The 22127-nt window shown below is 32.9% G+C and carries 19 protein-coding genes and 1 riboswitch; of the genes, 12 read left to right on the forward strand and 7 right to left on the reverse strand.

The window, feature by feature from the left end; all coding sequences use genetic code 11:
- Positions 1-350 precede the first annotated feature (350 nt).
- On the forward strand, positions 351-1034 hold the full coding sequence (locus tag V1503_RS20215) for an alpha/beta fold hydrolase (RefSeq protein ID WP_410629478.1): 684 nt from the start codon (positions 351-353) through the stop codon (positions 1032-1034).
- A gap of 817 nt (positions 1035-1851) precedes the next feature.
- On the opposite strand, the gene cspD is transcribed toward V1503_RS20215, so the two are convergent.
- Positions 1852-2052, reverse strand: coding sequence for a cold-shock protein CspD (gene cspD, locus V1503_RS20220; RefSeq protein WP_410628929.1), 201 nt, complete (start codon positions 2050-2052; stop codon positions 1852-1854).
- A gap of 538 nt (positions 2053-2590) precedes the next feature.
- Between cspD and V1503_RS20225 the strand changes: the two genes are divergently transcribed.
- From V1503_RS20225 to V1503_RS20250, 6 genes are all read left to right on the forward strand, one after another.
- Positions 2591-4423 carry a S41 family peptidase gene (locus V1503_RS20225; protein WP_410628930.1) on the forward strand — a complete coding sequence of 611 codons (1833 nt, stop codon included), beginning with the start codon at positions 2591-2593 and terminating at the stop codon, positions 4421-4423.
- A 199-nt stretch (positions 4424-4622) separates the two neighbouring features.
- Entirely contained in the window at positions 4623-4955 is a 333-nt protein-coding gene (locus V1503_RS20230; protein WP_410628931.1) for a DnaJ family domain-containing protein, read from the forward strand.
- A gap of 286 nt (positions 4956-5241) precedes the next feature.
- Entirely contained in the window at positions 5242-5409 is a 168-nt protein-coding gene (locus tag V1503_RS20235) for a hypothetical protein (protein ID WP_410628932.1), read from the forward strand.
- A 731-nt stretch (positions 5410-6140) separates the two neighbouring features.
- Positions 6141-7565, forward strand: a complete 1425-nt coding sequence (locus V1503_RS20240; RefSeq protein ID WP_410629479.1) for a reverse transcriptase domain-containing protein — start codon at positions 6141-6143, stop codon at positions 7563-7565.
- 454 nt (positions 7566-8019) lie between these two features.
- Positions 8020-8235, forward strand: coding sequence for a hypothetical protein (locus V1503_RS20245; protein WP_410628933.1), 216 nt, complete (start codon positions 8020-8022; stop codon positions 8233-8235).
- Between the two features lie 213 nt (positions 8236-8448).
- Entirely contained in the window at positions 8449-8688 is a 240-nt protein-coding gene (locus V1503_RS20250) for a hypothetical protein (RefSeq protein ID WP_410628934.1), read from the forward strand.
- Positions 8689-9008: 320 nt separating this feature from the next.
- Here V1503_RS20250 and V1503_RS20255 read toward each other — a convergent pair whose 3' ends face one another.
- Positions 9009-9482 (reverse strand): putative periplasmic lipoprotein, encoded by a 474-nt coding sequence (locus V1503_RS20255; protein WP_410628935.1) that lies wholly within the window; start codon positions 9480-9482, stop codon positions 9009-9011.
- A 739-nt stretch (positions 9483-10221) separates the two neighbouring features.
- Between V1503_RS20255 and V1503_RS20260 the strand changes: the two genes are divergently transcribed.
- Both V1503_RS20260 and V1503_RS20265 read left to right on the forward strand, forming a co-directional pair.
- A complete protein-coding gene (locus V1503_RS20260; RefSeq protein WP_410628936.1) occupies positions 10222-10929 on the forward strand; it encodes a nitroreductase family protein in 708 nt (235 codons plus the stop codon).
- A gap of 189 nt (positions 10930-11118) precedes the next feature.
- Positions 11119-13698, forward strand: a complete 2580-nt coding sequence (locus tag V1503_RS20265) for a beta-1,3-glucanase family protein (RefSeq protein ID WP_410628937.1) — start codon at positions 11119-11121, stop codon at positions 13696-13698.
- Positions 13699-13748: 50 nt separating this feature from the next.
- Here the strand turns inward: V1503_RS20265 and mtnA are convergent, their stop codons facing one another.
- Together mtnA and mtnK are read right to left on the reverse strand one after the other, a co-directional pair.
- Entirely contained in the window at positions 13749-14756 is a 1008-nt protein-coding gene (gene mtnA / locus V1503_RS20270) for an S-methyl-5-thioribose-1-phosphate isomerase (protein WP_410628938.1), read from the reverse strand.
- The gene (gene mtnK / locus V1503_RS20275) at positions 14753-15955 is read right to left on the reverse strand and encodes an S-methyl-5-thioribose kinase (protein WP_410628939.1); all 1203 of its coding nucleotides are present in this window, start codon (positions 15953-15955) and stop codon (positions 14753-14755) included. Before mtnK ends, mtnA begins: the two co-directional genes overlap by 4 nt.
- A gap of 92 nt (positions 15956-16047) precedes the next feature.
- A riboswitch (SAM riboswitch) is annotated at positions 16048-16192 on the reverse strand.
- 297 nt (positions 16193-16489) lie between these two features.
- On the opposite strand from mtnK, the gene V1503_RS20280 reads away from it, so the two are divergent.
- Entirely contained in the window at positions 16490-17122 is a 633-nt protein-coding gene (locus tag V1503_RS20280) for a methylthioribulose 1-phosphate dehydratase (protein WP_410628940.1), read from the forward strand.
- A 470-nt stretch (positions 17123-17592) separates the two neighbouring features.
- Positions 17593-18885 (forward strand): hemolysin family protein, encoded by a 1293-nt coding sequence (locus V1503_RS20285; RefSeq protein WP_214484373.1) that lies wholly within the window; start codon positions 17593-17595, stop codon positions 18883-18885.
- 187 nt (positions 18886-19072) lie between these two features.
- Here the strand turns inward: V1503_RS20285 and V1503_RS20290 are convergent, their stop codons facing one another.
- From V1503_RS20290 to V1503_RS20300, 3 genes are all read right to left on the reverse strand, one after another.
- The gene (locus tag V1503_RS20290) at positions 19073-19621 is read right to left on the reverse strand and encodes a DUF7010 family protein (protein ID WP_410628941.1); all 549 of its coding nucleotides are present in this window, start codon (positions 19619-19621) and stop codon (positions 19073-19075) included.
- Between the two features lie 99 nt (positions 19622-19720).
- Positions 19721-19870 (reverse strand): hypothetical protein, encoded by a 150-nt coding sequence (locus V1503_RS20295; protein ID WP_214484363.1) that lies wholly within the window; start codon positions 19868-19870, stop codon positions 19721-19723.
- A 312-nt stretch (positions 19871-20182) separates the two neighbouring features.
- On the reverse strand, positions 20183-20827 hold the full coding sequence (locus V1503_RS20300) for a peroxiredoxin-like family protein (RefSeq protein WP_320259260.1): 645 nt from the start codon (positions 20825-20827) through the stop codon (positions 20183-20185).
- A gap of 455 nt (positions 20828-21282) precedes the next feature.
- Here V1503_RS20300 and V1503_RS20305 point away from each other — a divergent pair, with 455 nt between their 5' ends.
- Positions 21283-21924, forward strand: coding sequence for a hypothetical protein (locus V1503_RS20305; protein WP_410628942.1), 642 nt, complete (start codon positions 21283-21285; stop codon positions 21922-21924).
- Positions 21925-22127 lie beyond the last annotated feature (203 nt).

A 22127-nucleotide genomic window follows, 5' to 3' on the forward strand; every position in this document is an offset into this window, starting at 1 on the left:
TCAAATATAAAATTACTTATTTCCTGGAATTTATTTTACTTACGCTTACATACTTTCTTTATATCATTCATAAAAATGTTTTATGTGTAAATTAGTTTGGGCATTATTCAATCTGCTTGTGTATACTAATCGTTCAACTAACAGATGCTTTAACTGATGATTATATTACAATGTATCACGAATTTTATTTTTGGCTATTGAGCGCGATTCAATAATAAAAGATGGGTACTTTGTTATTTTGGGGGTTGACCAAATTAGAGTGATTTCGAATAAACAGTTTTAAGCAGTAGAATTAATAAATGGGATAATATATTAATGTTATCTTGTGAGAAAAAGAGGAGGAGATTGAAATAAATAGAGTTTATTTTTTACACGGATTGATGGGTACAGGAGAAACTCATTTCTCTAATCAAGTTTCTAGTTTAGGGGATGATTATGAAGTTATCTTAATTGATTTACCTGGACACGGAAACTCACCAATTGAGGCTTCGGATAACTATTTTAAGGAAGCTCTAAATTACGTTATTTCTCATATCAAGAACGAAGGAGAAGGATTTCTGGTCGGGTTGTCTTTAGGAGCTTCTTTAGCTATACATATTGCCTTTAGAGAGCCAGAGCTAGTAAAAGGTATTGTTCTTACAGGTTTTACCCCGTATATTCCTGAAAAGTTAAAAAGTGTTATGGAGAAACAATATGAGTTTTTCTTAAATATTGAGGATAACGATAAAAACATGGCAAAATACTTTTTGTCCTTACACGGGGATAAGTGGAAGGATACATTGAAAAAGGTTAACTATCAGATGACATTTAATTATCCAGTTGCTACTCAAGAAGAGATCAAGAGTATAAGAGTTCCTCTGTTAATACTTAATGGAAGTAATGAATTGCACGAAGTAGAGGCAGCTACTTTTATAAAAAAACAGAATAACGAAATTAAAGTTGGATTAGTTCCTTATGCAGGACATACAGTAAATATAGAAGAACCAATAGTTTATAACAAAATACTTAAAAGATTCTTAGAAGATAATAAATAACTAATAGTACTTACAGAAAAGACCAGCTATAAAAGTAAAAGTCATGGAATCATTCATAAGAAATTATCAATACATTTTCTAGAATATTAAGCATGACAAAAAATTCCCTTCCTTTTTGAAATAATATGCTAGGTCAGTAATTTTTTGCTTTATAAGTTCGAGATTGATAGGCTTTCCCTTTTCTTAGTGATCAAAGTGTCATCAATTTAAATATAGATAATGATGTATACACGAAAGTATCTAGATCATCAAAATTAACAAATGGTCTAGAGTGTTCAAAACGACTAATTGAAGCTATGTCTCAACAGCGCAACTCGAAGTATGAGTTGGGCTCTTTATAAGATCCTGAAGGAAGCATTAATAATCAAGTTTGTTTTCAGTAGTAATATACATACCGTTCTTAGAAAGGAGCTCATATATGTCAGGATACATCGCGATATTCTTTGCATCAATTTTTAGTAGTGTTGTGCTGTTTTTTATTTTTGTATCCATACTTGGGGAAATTAATGTCACATTTAGCATAATAATTATATTATTGCTATCATATTTAATTGCTCTTATCCATTATTTAATAGATATGGTTAGCAAGAGGTCTTATAAATAATACATATTCAAGCACCCTATTTGAGGGTGTTTTTATTTCGTGGATAATGTTAACAAGTTGCCGATAAGTTTACGAATAGTTTGAAAATTAATAATAATTAGTGGTGGATTTATGTTTACTGTAGATGAAAATATTAGATGACTGTTGAAGCAGCCTTTTTTGTTTATTTTAATATAAAAAACCGTCCATTTTCATGAACGGTGTTATGTTTAATTAAAATTTTTGAACGTTTGCTGCTTGAGGGCCACGGTTTCCTTCTTCAATATCGAATGAAACTTCTTGACCTTCCTCAAGTGATTTGAAACCTTCACCTTGAATAGCTGAGAAGTGAACGAATACATCGTCTCCACCTTCAACTTCAATAAAGCCAAAACCTTTGTCTGCGTTAAACCATTTTACTTTACCTTGTGCCATTTTGTTTCCTCCTGCGTGGATACTTCCACTTTGTATTACTATTCTTGCTCAAAACTATTACTTTAAGGTGAAAAGCATATATATCATATTTTCTTCAACGATTATAATAGGAACAACAATAATGGATTTAAGTATAACATTTTTTACATCAATTGCCAAGGTGAATTACAGAAAGTTTATTAGCTAAAGTACTCATAATAAAGTATCCATTTTATTAGATAATTCGGCAGCTACATTTAGGTTCATTTGCCTAATAAACTTAATGGACATTGTGGTTTCTAAGTGGTTATCTATTAATATTTGATAAGGTTACAGTTTGTTTGTAAAAGGCGATGTGCAAAAAAAACTAAATTCGCTAACTATCATTCTCTATATTGGTAAAACTGCAATAGTACTTTCTTATGGATCTCAAATAATGTCTTATTAACTATAGATTTATATGGTATTATATTACATTATAAGAAATAAATATAATTTTTAAGAATAAGAGAAAGTTCAATTTGTTTTTTAAGATTCGAAACAATTTAGAGGTGATATTATGAGTAAAATAAAAAAAATTATCGTTATGTCTATTGCAATTACGTTTTTCGTGGGTGGGTATTTTATCTACCACTCAATAAATGACGAATCTACTATTAGTAGTAAAGCTATTAACAGTAATGAGACTGCTGCCCCTGAACCAATTTCGAATGAAAGAATGATAGAAAATATTACTGCTTTTACGAAGTTATTCGGATACATTCAATATTTTCACCCGAGTGATGAGGCTGCTCAAATTGATTGGAATAATTTTGCTGTTTACGGTGTTAATGAAGTGAAAAGTGCAAGAAATGATAAAGAATTAAAAGGGGCATTGTTAGAACTATTTACACCGATTGCCCCTACTTTAATTATATTTGAGAATTCCGAGAAAGCTAATGTCATATTACCAGAAGTTCCTGATAATAAGGAACAATTAGAGACGGTAGCATGGGGACATATGGGCTTAGAAACAGGAGTTTGGGAAGGATATTCTTCTGAACGTTTTTACGCAAATTATTCAGAGCAATTATTAGTATTTAATAAAGAACTTACTTATGGATCAACGATTACAAAATCCTTATCTTCAAACTTACAATGCATTTTTCCTCTAGTGTTATTAGCGGACAACAAAAAAACAGTTGGAACTACAAGGAGTAGTTTGATAGAATTCTCAGAATTGGAAGGGAAACTAATAGATTTTAATTACTCATTTAGAGATACCAAGTTAGCAGTAGTAGTTGCTACTTGGAATGCTATACAACATTTTTACCCTTACTTTGATGTCATAGAGGTAGATTGGAATCAACAACTTGAAAAAACGCTTATGAAAACCCTCAGTATAAATAATACTGAAGATTTAGTGATGGAATTAAAGTTAATGTTAGAAAAGCTTCAAGATGGACATGCCATTGTGTTTAAGAATGGTACAAATTATTCTTCTCTACCATTTGCTATAGACTTGTTAGAAAATCAGTTTATTGTTAGTAATGTTTCGAATGAAAGTGAATTACAAGTAGGAGATATTGTTATTTCTATAAATAATAGGGACTTAATGGATTTACTAGTGGAACAAGAGTCATTAATTTCTGGTTCAACTCGTTGGAAGAGGGAACTTGCCCTACAGGAAATTTTATGGGAAGGAGAAGGAGGCAGTACTGCTACTATCGAGGTTAATAGAAATGGTAATATCGTTCAATTACAGGAAGAGTATTCTAATGTTATGGTAGATAAATATATTAGGACTCAAGGCATAACAGAGCTTGAGAAAGGTATCTTTTACGTTAATATGGATAATCTTACACTAGAGGAAATCAACCCGAAAGTTGATGAGTTAGCTAAGGCCAAAGGAATTGTTTTTGATCTGAGAGGGTATCCAGATTCAGCTGCTGTACCAATTCTTCAACATATTACAGCTCAACCAATTGAATCTCAGAAATGGATGATACCGCAATACATATATCCTGATAGAGAAATGGTGGCAGGATATAACGAAGAGGGACGAGGGTACTATGAGCCGTTAGAACCTAGATTTAATGGAGAGATCGTTTTTCTTACCGACGGTAGTGCTATTAGCTATGCAGAGTCAATTATGAGTATTGTTGAGTATTACAATCTAGGTGAGATCATTGGTCAATCAACAGCTGGTGCTAATGGTAATTTTATACAATTATCTATCCCAGGTAATATATCATTTAGGTGGACTGGGATGAAGGTACTAAAACATGATAACTCTAAGCATCATTTAGTTGGAATTCAGCCAACTATTCCATTAGAACGTACGATAAATGGGATTAAAGAAGGTAAAGATGAATATATAGAAAAAGCTTTAGAGGTAATTAAACAAAAGTGATATTATGTCCACCATTGAGATCTAACTAATGCCATAACCATTTAATTTCTCTTTACAATTCGTATGTATTACATTTTCTCTGGTTGGGACATCGCTTGCATTAGTTCTCTTTATGACAATATAAATGTCATCTAAACCAAAATATTTTAGTGGGAATGAGAAGGTAGTTATTGATTAAGTAAAAAAATGGAGGAATCATATGGAAAGAAAATATAATGATTTAATAGGAGATATTTTAAAAGAAGCTGGGGAAAAAGATAACTATAAGGGGAAAGGTAAACCAATATCTAAAGAGTATTTAGAAATGGACACATATCAACGGTTTCAAAAAATAGCAAAGGATGCAAGATATCTACCTCCTTGGTTAAAATTACAAAAAGAAATCTCTCAATTAGTACATTCTTGTAAAACAGAACAGGATGTCATAGTCATTAACGAGAAAATTAGTAAACATAACACAATATGTCCTAGCCCCATGCAAAAAAATCAAATAAATCTGGATGAATTAGAAAAAGCCAAAATAATTTGGTGATTTTCTGTATCCTTGTTTAACAATCACTCGAGAAACCCACTGTTTCAGTAAGTTATCAGCTCTCCCTTTAGGGGTGGAAGTGACAAAGTGTTATTTAGAAGTTTGTTACTTGGAAAGTAGTTATGAAACACAATAGAAATTCACTCGAATAATTCATGTATTAAGCATAATTTCTCTAAATAACAGAAAAAGGGCAAGATGTATGGATGCTAGTCCAAGAAGTATATCAAGGTCATTAATATAATACATAATATATAATAATTACTTTTTAGGAGAGAAAAGCCATATGGACACTTATTTTTATGTAATGACTATGGTATGTTGTATGTGTATGATGGTAGTATTAATAGAACAGGGTGGGGATATAGGAATATCAATTGGAAATAGAGAATTCATTTCTATACTTGGCAGTCCCAACACACAAATAATTGATCAAGATCAATTTTTATTATAATGAAACAAAATGATTAATTGAGTCGATTAGTTCCAGTTCTTCAGAAAAGAAGAATTGGAACTTTTTAATTGCATATGGAATATCACCATACTCTTTTTATAATATTTCATATATTAATAGTAACAGGTATTACCATTTTTAACTTCTCTGTAGTTCCTCTTTAAAAAAGCAGAGAAGTTATTTTTCCTACCTTAAAATAGTCGATAATAGGGGCTGATTCTAGCCCTTTTCCTATTTAGATCCGAAAAATGTAATTTACAATAAAAGCTACATTTTATCATTACTATTTTAATAATGTTTATTACATTATTAAAATAGCAATCAAGTTCACACAGTTTTTATTTTTTCAGAGGAAAGGACTTTACCTATAAAACCCATCCTATTTTCTTATGAAAAAAAATTGTGATTTTATAATAAAGACAAGCAAGGAATCAATTGACTTTACGGTGGTGAAATCGCCACCCGGTTTATTAAAGTATCATCATACTCGCGCACTGTTTTTCGTGGTATTTCACTATTGTGTGTTTTCCGATTTAGGAAATAGAACGGTAGAATTTGCCCTTGCTTGTCTAGTTTTTATAAACAAGGGGTAGATTACTATAACTAACCAAATAGATTTTGAACTGAAAAGTAAGCCTTCTGATATAATTACTAGGTTCAAAACATTATCTACATTTGAAGATGTAGCAATTCTTCTGGAAATTCCTGTTGAGTTTTTATGGGAGATACTAATAAGAGATAAACACAAAAATTATAAAAAGTTTAACCTCAAAAAAAAGAATGGGACGTTACGTACCATTTATTCACCTAGAGCAAACCTTGCAATTCTCCAAAAAAAACTAGCCTATGTCTTATCTCTAAATTTCAAACCTCACAAACGATCCCACGGATTTGTACAAGATCGAAGTATTGTTACAAATGCAGCACAGCATATAAATAAAAAATTTGTATTAAATTTTGATCTGGATAATTTTTTTGATAGTATAAAGTTTCGTAGAGTTAGGCACATGTTTTTGGCGTATTTCAAATTCAATGATAATATAGCAACTATTTTAGCTAATATCTGCTGTCATCCAAATGGATTCTTACCTCAAGGCGCAGCAACTTCTCCAATTGTATCTAACATACTTGCGAAAAGTTTAGATAAGGATCTTACAAAAATTGCTCTTAACACAAAAGGTAGTCAATATACTCGTTATGCAGATGACATTACATTCTCCACTAATAAAAAAAACTTCCCTAAAGAGATTGCATTTTTAGATAATGATGGAAATGTAAAACTTGGTGAAAGAATTATTAGTATTGTAGAAAAATGGGGGTTTAAAATTAACCATAATAAAACAAGGTTACATAATTCTCGACAAAATCAAACTGTGACTGGAGTAGTAGTTAATGAGAAGCTTAATATTAATAGAAAGTATATTAGGAGAATAAGATCGATTTTAAATTGTATAGAAAAAAATATAAACAATATTGATAGAGCAGATGAAATTTTTGTATCTAAATACCCTTTTCGTCAAAGGAAGAAGAGTGAGAAACCAAACATGTTTCTGGTTGTAAAAGGGATGATTTCTCATGTGGGCCATGTGAAAGGAAAACACGACCAAGTTTACATAAAACTTGCAAGGAGGTTTACTAGTATAGCACAAAAACATTCTATACAGCCTATCGGCTTACCATTAACCCTGAGGCAATTTCATGAAATTAATACATTTATTATCGATAACCCTAGTACGGAGTATTATATTGAAGATGATGACAACTTGGGAGAATTCATATATGGTCAAGGGAGCGGGTTTTTATTAAAGGGCGTAGGGTTAGTTACAAATGCTCACGTTATACGTGAGGATATTGATGTTCTAGAGTTTAAACTTAAATTTGCAAAAGAATATTATATAGCCTTTTATAAACCTACTGATCATGATATTCAACTCTGGGCAAAAATAGACTGTTATGATATTGAAAAAGACATTGCAATATTAAGTGTAAAAGAAATAGATTTGTCCAAGGGTTACGATTATAATGAATCCATTGAGGAGGAGGATCCAATTACGCTAATTGGGTATCCGGATTATAAAAAAGGTCAAGAGATTAGAATAGAAAAGGGTTTTGTAAAAGGTGTAAGGATATTAAAGATAAGGTTCTGTGAAACGTAAATGTTGAGACACAAACTGTTTTTAGCGATATTTGTGGTTTGCATTATGATGAAAATGATTGGAAACCTTGATAGTTAAGGTTGCGCTATCATTCATCCGAAAAACAACATTAAACATTAACGCAATCAAAGGTAAAAAAGATAAGTCAAGATATAACTATTGCCCCACCAAATTCTAAAATAATAAAACTAAATTTACTTCATTATAAATATATTTATATAAAATAAAGAAATACATAGTATATTAAAGAAAACTAGTATATTATCTTCCTAAATCGCCTCTCATGCTAAAAGCGTACTTTTTATTATTTTGGTAAAATTAAATAAATATCCAAATTTCCCCTCATGTGCTTATATAAAATATCTTTTCAATAGTAAAACGTTACAAGAAGGTAACGTTTTACTACTCTTTCAAGGCATAGAAGGGTAACGGAAGAGATAGGAGAGGATTTATATTGAAAGATGTAAAACAATATGAAAAATTATCCGGAGAACTTTTGAAAGCGCTTGCTTATTCAGATGAAATACTTAATAATAGAGCACACAAATCTATCGACGAAATTAGAAAAGCAGAATATCTTTTAGATAGAATCCAACAGGATTTATCAAAAATGCAATTAGCACTTAATAAAAGAAAGATGAAATCTAACCGAGGTAGAATCGCTAAATGAGGTGACAATGTTGAGTTACAACATAAAAAAGCCAGTGTTAAAAGGTTGGCTTTTTTGGATCATAGCTTTAACTTTAGTAGTTTTGATTACCGGATCACTAAAATAGGTGAAACCCTGAGAACAAAAGATGAAAACAGGGTTTTACCTATTTTTATTTACTTCGGACATTTACAACGTCGTCATATCTAACCCTATAAATCTCTACGACTAATTATGGCGAGTATTAGGTGGTCCATTCTAACTAACTTACTTCAAATACAATTTCTAAATCGTAATAATACAGAATCATCCGGTGTAAAGGTTGACGTTACAACTGGTTGGCAGTTTCTCTCAGTAACAACTGGTCAACCGTTTTCAACTAATGATGGTGTAACTGTTGTAATTTGGCCAAGTGTCTATAATGGACCAACATATTCTGTATATGCTTCGGAACCAAAGCTTATTGAAGAATAACTAAAAACTATTTAAAATGAAAGTATGATGTATAGGTTAGTAATTTACAAGATATGTTCTCCCGTTATTGAACAATAAGGAGTTTCTCCTAACAAGAATCAAAAACGCTTGTACCGTCTAAACCAAGACAGGGTTTAGTGTTTAAGCTTTTAAAATTAATAACTTTACTATCAATCTACGAGTAGAAAAAACTCATTAGAATAATGAATGTAAAGAATGATACTGTAACGTATTGCTTTTTAAGACATACTCAGAGAACTTTTAGACTTGAATGTATTATAGGTTGCTGTGTAAGCAAATAAGAGAGAGTAAAGTTAAATCTACTCTTGAATTTCTTCAGGTAATTGATCTACACTTGTAGATTCTCCAAATCCAGTCACTTTATATTTTTCCCCATTGTCCAGTTGGAAAGATATCCCTTGAATTGGTTTCTCATCTCTTTCTATTTTGGGAGCGGTTTCTTTGTTAAATCCCCATGTATCTAATGTCACTTTACCAACTACTTTTATGAAATTTCCATCTTTATTGTCAGTAATATTATTAATACTCTTATTTATCACATTACTCTCTATCCATTCGTCTAATACCGGTTCAATGCTATTAATATCAACGTTCATGCCTTCTTTGTAATAAACAGTTATATAATATTGAAAGTGAGCAGTACTTAAATCCTCAGAGCCCCCACCTGCATAATATGATTCTGCAATTCTGAACGTATCAATATTGTCATGGGGGTTAGTACTACACCCAATTAGTACCGCGATTTGTATGAATGTAATAAATAATCGTTTCATTAAATTACCCCTTGTTATTTAGTTAATGTGTAACTAACATAGAAGTTTATTATAAGCCCCTAAGGTATTTCCTTCTTGAGTATTGGTCTATATACAAAAATGCTTTGATAAAATTTAGCCCTCGCTTCTAGAGTAAGATCTCGTTTAGACCATACTGATTTACCAGTTGCCCATTCTGTTGGAGCGTTAGCGAACCACACTTGCTCACTTTCATCCTATTATAAAGTATATAGATATTACAAAGGAACATTAACTACAGAAGAAATTATACAAGCTCATATAACTAAAGTAGGGGAAGAAAATAAAAAATGTACTCACATGGAAGGGTTTAAAGAGTGTGATAGAGAGGGGGGGGGTGATTCCTACCAAACACGCAGTCCTCCTTTATACATGATTTCGAAGATGTACATTAGGAAGTTTACCTGCTATGTTAATACCTCTGGTCACTCCAGTATTACATTTTATCGTTGTTTGTACCATATATTTGGAGGACTTGGTTGACATCTTTTATAGTGGGCTAGTTATGTTACTATATTGTTTCTTACATAGATTTTTTTGAGAAATCAAAATAAAATGTTATCTTTACACCTAATATAGGTGAATTCGTTCCTATAGAAGGGGAGTCAGACATTTGAAATAGTATTCTAGATTTTTCATCAAACTGTACTTGACAAAATTACAGTTAGAACATTATACTGTAATAGAAATAAATACAGTTTAAATAAAAGGAGATTTAATAATGGCACAAAGTAGAAATGCAAGTGAAGAATATTTAAATAAAATTAAAGAAATAAAAATGAGTGGTGAAAAACCGAAGGAACTAACTGACCAAAATTTCTTCACAGTTGCACAAGAAAGAAGTTCAATTCGTCATTATGATCCAGAATATAATATGAGTGAAAGTGATATTAATGAAATTTTAGAGACTGCAATTTTGGCTCCTTCTTCAAGTAACTTACAACCTTGGAGATTTCTTGTTATTCAAGATCAAGAATCAAAAGAGCAATTACTACCTATTGCAAATAATCAACAACAAATTGTTGATGCATCAGTTGTTATAGCAGTGCTTGGAGACCTAGAAGCATATAAAAACGCAGAAAGAATATATGGTGAGTTAGTAACCAAAGGTGCGATGACAGAAGAAATTAAAAAATTCTATGTAGATCAAATTAATGGTCATTATGGAAATCTATCGTATGAAGATGCAACGAGAGTAACGATGATTGATGGTGGTATCGTATCTATGCAATTAATGCTTGCAGCAAAGGCAAAAGGCCTTGATACAGTACCAATGGGAGGTTTTAACCCTGATCAATTTATCAAAGAATTCAATGTTCCAGAAAACTTCTCTCCTGTTATGTTAATTTCTGTTGGTAAGGCCAAACAAGTAGGCTTTGCAAAATCTCGTTTACCACTTGATGAAGTTACAACTTGGAATAAATTCTAATCGAGTCTCATAGTATTAAAACTATGCTACCTAGCGTAAAAAATAAAACGCTAGGTTTTTTTATTTTTGACCCCCACTAAAATGACAAAGGCTACGTAATATATGAGTGGAAGGAGGTTACTGTACAAAACTTCATATCAACAAATCTAGTAAACTAACTATTATTAATAATTGTACGGAGGTAACGATATGTTTAAAAAAGTGCTTACGGTGATAATGGCACTAACATTAATAATATCACCATTTTTTAATAATAATATTGCAGCAGCAGCTGATTATGAACATGATGTTAACACAATAACCTCAACAAAATCTCAAATTACATTTACGTCTTTTGTGAATACAAGCTGGGTAGATGTTCATTACAAAATTAACTCTGGTATTCAACAAAACGTAAGAATGAATAAATCAGGAGCTACTTTCACACATGAAGTGGATGGTTTGAAATCGGGAGACGTTATTAGTTATTCATTCACATATAACAATGGGACTCCTGCGTATAACACACCAGAATATAATAGTACGCATGGATCAACGTCAGAGCCAGCGCCAGAACCAACTCCGGAGCCGACACCAGAGCCAGTGCCAGAACCAACTCCAGAGCCGGAACCACAACCAACACCTGAACCAAACCCAGATGTTGAGCCACTAATAATTGACGATTTTAACTCTTCAACACAGTGGAACACGAATACAAATGATTTGGGAGAATCAATTGTACGTAATGGAGGAGCTTACAATCTAGAAGGTAATTCTAATTTGTATTTCTTCTTTAATGGTAGGACAAGTGCAGAATCATTTGATCAGCACTTAAATAGAGATATTTCTGCTTATGATACACTGGAGCTTACCTTAAAAGGTGCAAATGGTGGCGAAGAGGATTATATTAACATCGTATTAAATGATGGAACAAATCGCTCACTAAAATTATCTGATTACGGTAGCGTAACAAGCATTTATAAAACAATTTCTATACCTTTAGCTGATTTTCAAGCGAATTTGACAAATGCGAAATTTTTACGCTTTGAAGGGGTAGGGACTGCGAAAATTGTTCGTATCGATGACATGGTACTTACTTCAACTGGAGTGGTAACAGAACCTTCTGAACCAACTCCAGAGCCAGAACCAACTCCAGAGCCAGAACCAACAGAACCAACAGAACCAACAGAACCAACGAATCCTAGTTCCATCAATGCTTATGAGAAAATACAAGCAGAAGACTACAATTCAATGCAAGGTATTCAAACAGAAGATACTACTGATTTAGGTAGTGGGAAAAATGTAGGTTGGACAGACAACGGCGACTATATAGCATTTAACAATGTTAATTTTGGTTCCGATGGTGCAAAAGGGATTGAAGCTAGAGTAGCTAGTCAATCAACAGGTGGATCAATTGAAGTAAGGTTAGATAGCGTTACTGGAACTTTAGTTGGAACAGTTGCTATTCAAAATACTGGCGGATGGCAAAACTGGGCTACAAACACTGCCACTATTAATAATGTAACAGGTACACATGATGTATATTTTGTATTTAAAGGTGCAGCTGAAGGTATCGGTAACTTAAATTGGGTTGAATTTACTAAAAACTCAGTTACGCCAACAGAACCAACAGAACCAACTCCGACACCAGAGCCAACACCAACACCAGAACCTGGAACTATTCCTACTGGAAATGGTGTGATGACATTCCAATTACAAAATAATACTGGTGGAGAGTATTCTGATGATGAAATTTACTGGGCTATTCTTGGATACAATAAAGCTACTGGACAGCTTAGTCATGTAGATAAAGATGGAAATTTGATCGAAAGTAAAATTAGTGACAATGATGCACCAGGTCACTTGACGAAAAACGGTCAAAACTATCCAAACTACTTTTATAAAATGAGTGAAGTAGACTGGACTTCAATGCCAGAGATTGACTCTGGAAGAATGTTTATTAGTTTAGGAAGTCCAATGTATATTAAGTTAAATCAAGCAGCGGATGGTAGAGTAGGATTTGCAGGTCCAGATTTAAATAATCCAACAGATCCTAACCAAGATATTTATTTCGAATGGATTGAGTTTACAATTGACCAATGGGGTTATCACGGAAACTCTACTCGAGTAGACCAATTTAGTTTCCCAATTACGAATAGATTACTAGGTTCTGATGGGTATGATAAAATCGTAGGTGAAACATATACGCGTGACCAGTTATTTAGTGCATTTAAAAATGAAATGCCATCGGAATTCCAATCATTAGTGGAAGAACCATATAGAATCGTTGCTCCAGGTAAAGGTCAATTTAAGCCAGGAGGAACATATGAAAACTATTTTAATAACTATGTGAATGAAGTTTGGGATTATTATAGAACAAATGAATTAACCTTTACTGCAGAAGCAGGAACATTTAGTGGTCGTGTTCAGGGAGATAACTTCGTCTTTTCGAAAAACGGTGGTCCTTACAATTTAAACATTGCAAGGAAACCATCAACACTTGAGGTTTTTGAGTGTTCAGGACCAATGGATACAGGAAGTGCAGATGAGAAAGTAGTGGAAGCTCAAGTTTGTGCCGCATTAAATAGAGGTATTATGTATGACCCTGTTAATTGGGGAAATTCAGATTTCTTCTATCAAAACGATACAGCGAACTTCTATGCTAAATTCTGGCATGATTATAGCATTGACGGTTTAGCATACGGCTTTGCTTATGATGATGTAAGAAATTACAGCACGCTACTAGAACATCCTAATCCAGAAGCACTAATTATTGGTGTAGGCTGGTAAATTGAAAGGGGTCAGATTTCCACTGTGTAAAGCAGTGGAGTTCTGACCCCTTATTTGATGCCTTTTTCGGTGATGAATGCAGTGATCAGTTCGTTAGGTGTAATATCAAAAGCAGGGTTGTAAATATTTATGCCGTTCGGTGCGACTTTTTTTCCATCAATATGTGTAACTTCTTCATGATGACGTTCTTCTATTTTTATGCCTATTCCGTTCATTATTGAATCATCAAATGTTGATTGTGGTGCAGCTACGTAAAACGGGATGCTGAAGTGTTGTGCAAGAATCGCCAAGCCTAGCGTTCCTATTTTATTAGCTGTATCTCCGTTTCGAGCAATCCTGTCTGCTCCAACGATTATTGCTTCTACATTTTTTGACAATATAGTATGTGCAGCCATATTATCGGTGATAAGTGTAACATCAATTCCTACCTGAGTTAATTCCCAAGTTGTTAACCTCGCCCCTTGTAAAACAGGGCGAGTTTCCATCGCGAACACGGAAAAGTCAATTCCACGCTCCTTACCGAGATGAAACGGAGCAAGTGCTGTACCGTATCTAGCTGTAGCGATAGAGCCTGCATTACATATTGTTAGAATACGGCGCTTTGCACCTAATAATTTAAGTGCATGCTCACCAATTTCACGACAGGCGCTTTCATCTTCGAGTTGTATTTTGATGGCCTCATCGGTTAATACTGTGATCGCTTCATCAACTGTTGTCGCTTGTTGAATAGAATAAATGAGTCGGTCTAATGCCCAACTTAGGTTCACAGCTGTTGGCCGTGAACTTACTAAATAGTCACGATCTTTGCCAAGCCTAGTTCTAAAATCTACTAGACTATGTACATGATAGCTTTGTGCAGCTAGCACTAATCCAAAAGCTGCCACGATGCCAATTGCTGGTGCACCTCTCACTTTTAGCGAAGCAATAGCATGATAAACGTCTTCTAGCGTAGTTAAATTTATAAAAACTGTATCAACTGGTAGCTTTTGTTGGTCTAAAATTGTGATGAAATGGTCTTTCCATTCTACCGATAAAGGAAGAGTTGAGGCTTGCTTCATCTTACAAATCTCCTTTCGGAATGTTGAATAACATCTTGAATTGCTGAAGCATGTGTTAGACTTTGGCGATTTACAATGAGTGTCCTACCAACTTCTAGAGCAGTCGACTTAACTTGAATCTTTCTCTCATGAGGAGTAATGCGATCTAAATCCTCCACATGTGCTAAGCCAATCGTACGGCGAATCATTTCACATCCAGCAAAACCAACAGCGTCTGCAAATGCTTGTGTTAATATGTGCTCCACGAAACCTTCAACCTCAGCAAAGGCCTCAAGGCTATGGTTTTTCCATAGCTTAACAAAGGTTGTGTTAAAAGTGTCCCAAGTATCTTCAATACAATTGGATAAGTAGTTTCTTTCATTATCTTTTCGAGATAAAATTTGTAAAATTAGGTTTGCGAAAAATATACCCATATCAAACCCTATAGGACCACAGAAGGAAAATTCAGTATCAATGATCTTCGTCTCTTCCTCATTGGCAATTATACTTCCCGTGTGCAAATCTCCATGAATAATACCATCAGCTTGCGTTAAAAATATTTTTTTTAATTTTGCGACTTCAAGCTTTAGGAAAGAGTCATTCCACATAGCTTGAATATTTTCTTGTAATTCTTTTTCATAGTTGTTTGTGTCATGATTAAAGAAAGGGTTAGTAAATACGAGATCCTCTGTTATTCTACACAGCTCAGGATTGACAAACTGTTTTTGTAGTTGCTTTTTCTTTTCCGCTCCTAAAGCATAATCAGAAGTAAAAAATAATGTTTTTGCTAAAAAAGTACCAATATGCGTTGAGAGGGATGGATATGATTTTTTATTTATGAACCCTTTTCTCACGATGTCTAGATGAGATAAATCTTCCATCACAGTAACTGCCAATTTGTCATCGGTATAGTAAACCTTTGGAATATGCTCAGGACAATAACTTGCAAAGGTAAGTAACGCATGGCTTTCGATTGTTGCACGCTTTAAAGTAAGCGGCCAGCTTTCACCAATAACTTTTGCATAGGGTAATGCCTGCTTTATTATGATTCCTTTGTTGTTACGCTCATCGACTACCCGAAAGACAAGGTTTAAGTTTCCATCCCCAATTTCCTTACATGTTAACAATGATTGCTCAGGAAAAAGATTTAATTTTTGGGCTAAAGAAATTGCATTTTTTTCGGTTAGCGGTTGATAATTAGTATTTTGAATTGAACTCATAAATACCTCCCAAAAAGCGTTATTTTGTAAATGTTAACTAGAAAAAGCCTCTTTCTTATTGGACGAAAGAGGCTTGAAGAACGAACTTCTACCTCTTATCTTTCAGAAAGTCTTACTTCCTGTTGGAATTAGCACCGTGCCTTTGTAGAACATTAAAGTTCTACCCACCTTAAGGTGTTTTTTGGTCGGTTGCTGGGCTTCATAGGGCCAAATCCCTCAGCCAACTCTTGATAAGAGACTAACTTATAAAATTTTCGTGTGTGATTACGATCCATAAATTTGTTTGTATGAAGTGTATCATAACAATATGTGATTTTCTTTGTCAATAACTTTTTCAAATGTTTAAAATATATATGAAACTTAAGTGTAGTTTTAGCAAATTACATAAATATATTTTAATTTGAAAATTGAATTGTCACAGTTTGTTAAAGTATTAACCGATGCTATGAGCAGGATTCTACAATAAATAACACGAATGATATCAAGGAGAAAAAGAAGTCATAAAGTTAATGAAAAATATGTCGAGGTGATAAAATGACCGTTTTTCAAGAAAAATGGGATGAATTAGCTGGCTTAAAGGATGAATTAGGTTCAAGAGATTGGTTTTATGCAACTAGTGGCAATCTCTCAATCAAAGCAAGTGATTCTCCGTTAACATTTCTCATTTCGGTAAGTGGAAAGGACAAACGGCAGCGCACAAAGGATGATTTTTTATTAGTAGATGAACAAGGACACCCTACGAGTAGTACCAAATTATATCCTTCAGCAGAAACGCCACTTCATCTCGCAGTGTATAAACAATCAAATGCAGTATGTTGTATACACATACATACGGTAGATAATAATGTTATATCAGAACTATATGGAGAGCAAGGACAAGTGAGTTTTCATGGACAAGAAATGATCAAAGCACTCGATGAATGGGAGGAAGATGCAGAAATTACAATACCGATTATAAGAAATGATGCATATATCCCACTGTTAGCAGATTCATTGAGTACTTACGTTACTGCTGACAAAGGTGCTGTACTCATAAGAAATCATGGAATTACAGTGTGGGGAAGAAGCGTATTTGAAGCAAAAAAAATACTAGAAGCCTACGAATTTTTGTTTAGTTACCATCTCAAAATACTGCAATTAAAAAGAGATGTAGTAATATTATCATAAGTATATTTAAAATGGTGAAACCTTTCACGTATATGTTCGTATAGATAGTAAAGGCTATTTTCATAAACTTTGTTGCTATTGTTCCTATACTAGAAGATAAAGATGGTTTTACTTAAAAGTCATCGTTTTAAAATGGCTCTTTTTGTTTATATCTTAGAACGAAAAGCAACAATCTGTGCCAAGCCAGCATTGATTGAAGAACAATCTTTGCGAAAACACCCGTAGTAAAAGCTTTGGTGGAAGTTTTTTTCTTGCAAATTGCTATTTTTTTCTTTAAAGGATGTGTTTTATATGTTGTGTTTCTTGTCGTAATTTAGACTATCATATATAATAATTGCATTAGCATATATGCGTGTTCAAAAAACAGGACAAAAAAGCACAGAAAAAGGAACTAATTTCTAGGTATTTATATTTTTATTCAGGAGGTGACACCTTACTTCATTGTAAGTAAGGTAATTTTATTGGACAGTATTGACTTATTGTATTTATTCTTAATTGTAATCTTAATCGGACTAACAGGTTTCTTTGTAGCGGCGGAATTCGCAATCGTGAAAGTGAGAGTGAGCCGCATAGATCAATTAGTTCAAGTAGGAAATAAAAAAGCGATTGCAGCAAAAAAAGTTGTGAGTAACTTAGATGAATACTTATCGAGCTGTCAATTGGGTATTACAATTACAGCTTTAGCACTTGGTTGGGTTGGTGAGCCAACAGTAGAAAGATTATTACATCCAGTATTCGAACATTTTGATATGCCAACTTCTGTTTCGCGTATCGTCTCATTCGCTATAGCGTTCGGTACAATTACTTATTTACACGTCGTAATTGGTGAATTAGCACCTAAAACGTTAGCGATTCAAAAAGCAGAAAAGCTTACATTATTATTAGCTACACCGTTAATATGGTTTTATCGAATCATGTATCCTTTTATTTGGTTATTAAATGGATCAGCTAGGGTTGTTATTAAATTATTTGGTTTGCATCCAGCATCAGAACATGAAATGGCCCACTCGGAGGAAGAATTACGCATCATACTATCTGAAAGCTATCAGAGTGGAGAAATAAATCAATCAGAATACAAGTATGTTGACAATATTTTTGAATTTGATAACCGTATTGCTAGAGAAATTATGATACCAAGAACAGAAATCGTAAGTTTTGATGTGAGTTTGTCCATCCAAGATTTTCTCAGAGAAGTGAAAGATGAGAGGTATACGAGATACCCTGTTATTGATGGTGATAAAGATCATATTATAGGCTTAATAAATCTTAAATCGATGATTAAAGCATATTTTGATGTCAAAGATATAGACACCACAACGATTAGAGAGTTTGTCACACCGATTATTTACGTAATTGAAACGATTCCTATTCATGATTTATTGAAAAAAATGCAAAAAGATCAAATTCATATGGCTATATTAATCGATGAATATGGTGGTACGTCAGGGTTAGTTACCGTTGAAGACATTTTAGAAGAAATTGTTGGTGAAATCCGGGATGAGTTTGATGTGGATGAAACCCCAGACGTTCAAAATATTAAAGATAACCATTATATACTTGATGGCAAAGTACTAATTAGTGAAGTGAATAAATTATTGAATTTGAGTATTGATGATGAGGATATCGATACGATTGGTGGATGGATTTTGACGAAGGAGATAGATGTACAAGAAAATCAAGTCATTGAATACGAAGGCTATATCTTTACTCTCAAAGAGATAGATGACCACCAAATTAAACTGATCGAAATTAGTCCACGATAATATTGGTAGCTCTAATTACGAAATACCTATTCATAAAACATACGGTAAAATGTACCGTATGTTTTTTTATGGGCACACGGTTGCTATTGTGCGGGATAGATAAATTATTTATAAAGAGCGAGCAGTATCGATCGATTTACGTTATGTTCATTCATATATGTGAAATAGCTTTATATATTTTCCTTTTTTAATAAACAAATTCAACTCGAAGTTCTCTTAAGATAAGTAATGCGCCAACACCGTATACGATGAAGTTTGCTAATGGTACTACCGTAAAGGCGTAATCTACAAAAATCCAACCAAATATAATAGAGGATAGACAAGCACTTAATGTTATAAATAAATAAGCTTTACTTTTATAAATCCACACATAAGGAAGAAAGTGTGAACCGATGAGTAGTCCAATAGTAAATGGCAAGTATTGAGGAATTAGTATATATACAATGATATAAAGAGGTATATAAAAAGCCTGAGGAACAGCAATAATACATGCTAATATACCTATAGGATTATGCGTTACAAGTAAATTAATGCGGAGTATTTTACTTATTATAAAACCTAATGGAAAAATGGAGGATAACCCAAATAACCAAATGAAATGGATGATCTCTTTTGCGAAAATTACGGGTAAAAGTGAGATGATAAAAAAAACGATTGTCCCAGATAGTAAGAAAGGGAGTCCTTTTTTTGCTTCAACGATCAGTTCTGATTGCATTTCTTTGAGCGTACTGTTCATAAAAATTCTCCTTAAATGAAATAAATATAGCATGAAATCATCACCTTAAATTAAGATGAAATTTGAACACAAAAAAACAAACACCAGAATGGTATTTGTTCAATCTGTTTTACTCATTTTTCCATCATTACCCTCATCAAGACCTGTCGTATTATTGACGACTTGAGAAACTAAATTTAATCCTTGGTCCATAGGGTTCATAGATTCTGTTTTTTGACCAATTTCTTTAGATTTCTGTTGTTTTTTCATACGTAGCTTCCCTCCTAACATGTAGCGTTTGTAAATAATAAAAAATTATTCAAAGCTAAATCTTACTAACAAAGTTTAAAAAGCCTAAAACAGAAATACCTACGCCTGATTTGTAGATTTCTATGTATGAAGCATGAAAAGAGGGTGCTACATAATATATATTAGCGCAATAATATAAGATAAAACTGCATTTCGAAAAAAACGATATATAGGGATTTTAATTCATGTCGTGCTAAATCTCCTTAACCAAGATAAATAACAATCAATGCAAACGAAGCCAATAAACAGATTTAGATGTATGTATGTTTCACTTTAGAGGTTTCTGAGTGCTGTAAGCAGGTCTTCAGGTTCTAACCGTTGCATATAATTTGGGTTAACATATGAAAATCGTATTCTACTAGTTTCATCAATCATAAATGTTGAAGGTACTGGTATAAGCCAGTTGCCACCTCCGTTGTATTCAGATATATCTAATCCAAACTGATCATATACTTCCTTCACTTCTGGTGGAACATCGAATAACACATTATACTTTGCAGCTGTTAAGCCTTTTAAATCACTAACTACTTCATAAGATAAATCATTTTTTTCTTTTATTGTTAATGAATTATCTGGAGTTTGTGGGCTGATGGCAATTAAACTCCCTCCAATTTTTTTTATGTCTGGTAGTATTTCTTCGTATGCACGTAGCTGACGATTACAATATGGACACCAAGATCCTCGATAAAATGTTAAAATGATAGGTCCCTTTGTTAATTCCTCATATAAATTGACTTGGTTACCATTTGCATTAGTTAAAGTGAAATCACGTGCTTTATCACCAACAGTTAGCCCGTTAGCAATACCAGTTTGTTGAAGTGAAGCTATTGAATTTTCTAATACAGTAAAAGCGTTCATTGGCATAGTTGTTTTGCTTTGTTGCGTAATTGTGTCTAAACTTGCTTGTAGTGTTCCCATTTTGATACCCCATTCCATAATGATGTCATTAAATACTATAATAACGTCAAAAGACCTATTACTAAAGTAATAAGTCTTGAATTTGAGATTTCTTTATCATCTACTGTGAGAACGACGATGTTTATTGAATGTTCAATATGATAAACTCAGTGTTTAAAATGGGGAGTTTTTTCGTCTAACTCATAAATTCGATCATCTTAGTATTTGGTTAATATGTGGCACCATGTGTTTGAGGGATGAGAAAATGAGAATATAAGAAAGTAATGGTGGGATAATTGAGAATTTATATAAACACAAAATATAACATATTATATAAAATAAGTATAATTTAATATAAAATAATCATAATAGGTATTATTAACGAATTCAATAATCTATTACTAGCATTTAGTAAAGTGAGAAGTAACAATGGAAGCTTTACTTAATTTATTAATGGGTTTTAAGGAAGTGGAATGATGACTATAGATCAAATAGTTGAGTTAGGACTACAAATTCAACTAAAAGCGATTCATTTATTAACGCCTTTGGTAAGTTTGTTTGTGCTGTGTATTATATTTTTACTATATTTATTGTTAATTAGAGATTCGATTAAACTTACATCATTAAAATACCATTTAGGCATTGGTATAATTCTAATAGCTGTTTTGTCAGTTATTCATTTTTTTGATTATGAGCAAGCTTTGGCAAATGATGAGACTTTTCCATCAAGGTTTGAAAGTTGGAAATTAGATCTGGTGTATCCATATATTAATCAGTTAAATGTGGAAAAACAGGACATAAAAAGCTTCTCATTTGATGAAAATCTTGAACGTGAAATTAGAGAAGATAGAGAACGCTTTGAATTTTTTACAATTGTTTATACGAATGAAGAAACTAAAGATTTAGTCCCGTTAACTATTGAATATATGAAGGACGGAAAGTCAAAAACAATATCAGGGTTATTTGAAGTAATGATTGATGATAATGCTCAAAAACCATATATTACATATCAACGTCTTGAACAAACATTACCTCACGGCTACAGAGCCGGAATGTATAATCTACAAGTACATGTAGATCCGGGCTCTGACCCTCGGCACGGTAATGTGTTAAAGTGAGTGTTATGCTACAGTTTATATACTATATAAAAACAAGTCTTATCACACAATGAAATAAACTAACATTATGGTTGTGGAAATGAAAAATTGTATACAGATGTAATGGAGAAATTAAATGATCAAGAAATTTTACGGAGGAGAATAGAACTCGAAAAAGATAAGTGTAACTTTATCGCTATAGAAAAGTGGGGAGGAACTCCCCA

Origin of the sequence: Nanhaiella sioensis, from assembly GCF_046557775.1 — a bacterium.
GTDB classification, from domain to species: Bacteria; Bacillota; Bacilli; order Bacillales; family SM2101; genus Nanhaiella; species Nanhaiella sioensis.

Excerpts from the sequence above, each read along its gene's own strand:
- V1503_RS20250 (WP_410628934.1), top strand. The coding sequence starts at position 8,449 with ATGGCGAGTATTAGGTGGTCCATTCTAACTAACTTACTTCAAATACAA.
- cspD (WP_410628929.1), bottom strand. The coding sequence starts at position 2,052 with ATGGCACAAGGTAAAGTAAAATGGTTTAACGCAGACAAAGGTTTTGGC.
- V1503_RS20290 (WP_410628941.1), bottom strand. The coding sequence starts at position 19,621 with ATGAACAGTACGCTCAAAGAAATGCAATCAGAACTGATCGTTGAAGCA.
- V1503_RS20260 (WP_410628936.1), top strand. The coding sequence starts at position 10,222 with ATGGCACAAAGTAGAAATGCAAGTGAAGAATATTTAAATAAAATTAAA.
- V1503_RS20235 (WP_410628932.1), top strand. The coding sequence starts at position 5,242 with ATGGACACTTATTTTTATGTAATGACTATGGTATGTTGTATGTGTATG.
- V1503_RS20295 (WP_214484363.1), bottom strand. The coding sequence starts at position 19,870 with ATGAAAAAACAACAGAAATCTAAAGAAATTGGTCAAAAAACAGAATCT.
- V1503_RS20230 (WP_410628931.1), top strand. The coding sequence starts at position 4,623 with ATGGAAAGAAAATATAATGATTTAATAGGAGATATTTTAAAAGAAGCT.
- mtnA (WP_410628938.1), bottom strand. The coding sequence starts at position 14,756 with ATGAAGCAAGCCTCAACTCTTCCTTTATCGGTAGAATGGAAAGACCAT.
- V1503_RS20300 (WP_320259260.1), bottom strand. The coding sequence starts at position 20,827 with ATGGGAACACTACAAGCAAGTTTAGACACAATTACGCAACAAAGCAAA.
- mtnK (WP_410628939.1), bottom strand. The coding sequence starts at position 15,955 with ATGAGTTCAATTCAAAATACTAATTATCAACCGCTAACCGAAAAAAAT.
- V1503_RS20280 (WP_410628940.1), top strand. The coding sequence starts at position 16,490 with ATGACCGTTTTTCAAGAAAAATGGGATGAATTAGCTGGCTTAAAGGAT.
- V1503_RS20265 (WP_410628937.1), top strand. The coding sequence starts at position 11,119 with ATGTTTAAAAAAGTGCTTACGGTGATAATGGCACTAACATTAATAATA.
- V1503_RS20225 (WP_410628930.1), top strand. The coding sequence starts at position 2,591 with ATGAGTAAAATAAAAAAAATTATCGTTATGTCTATTGCAATTACGTTT.
- V1503_RS20305 (WP_410628942.1), top strand. The coding sequence starts at position 21,283 with ATGACTATAGATCAAATAGTTGAGTTAGGACTACAAATTCAACTAAAA.
- V1503_RS20255 (WP_410628935.1), bottom strand. The coding sequence starts at position 9,482 with ATGAAACGATTATTTATTACATTCATACAAATCGCGGTACTAATTGGG.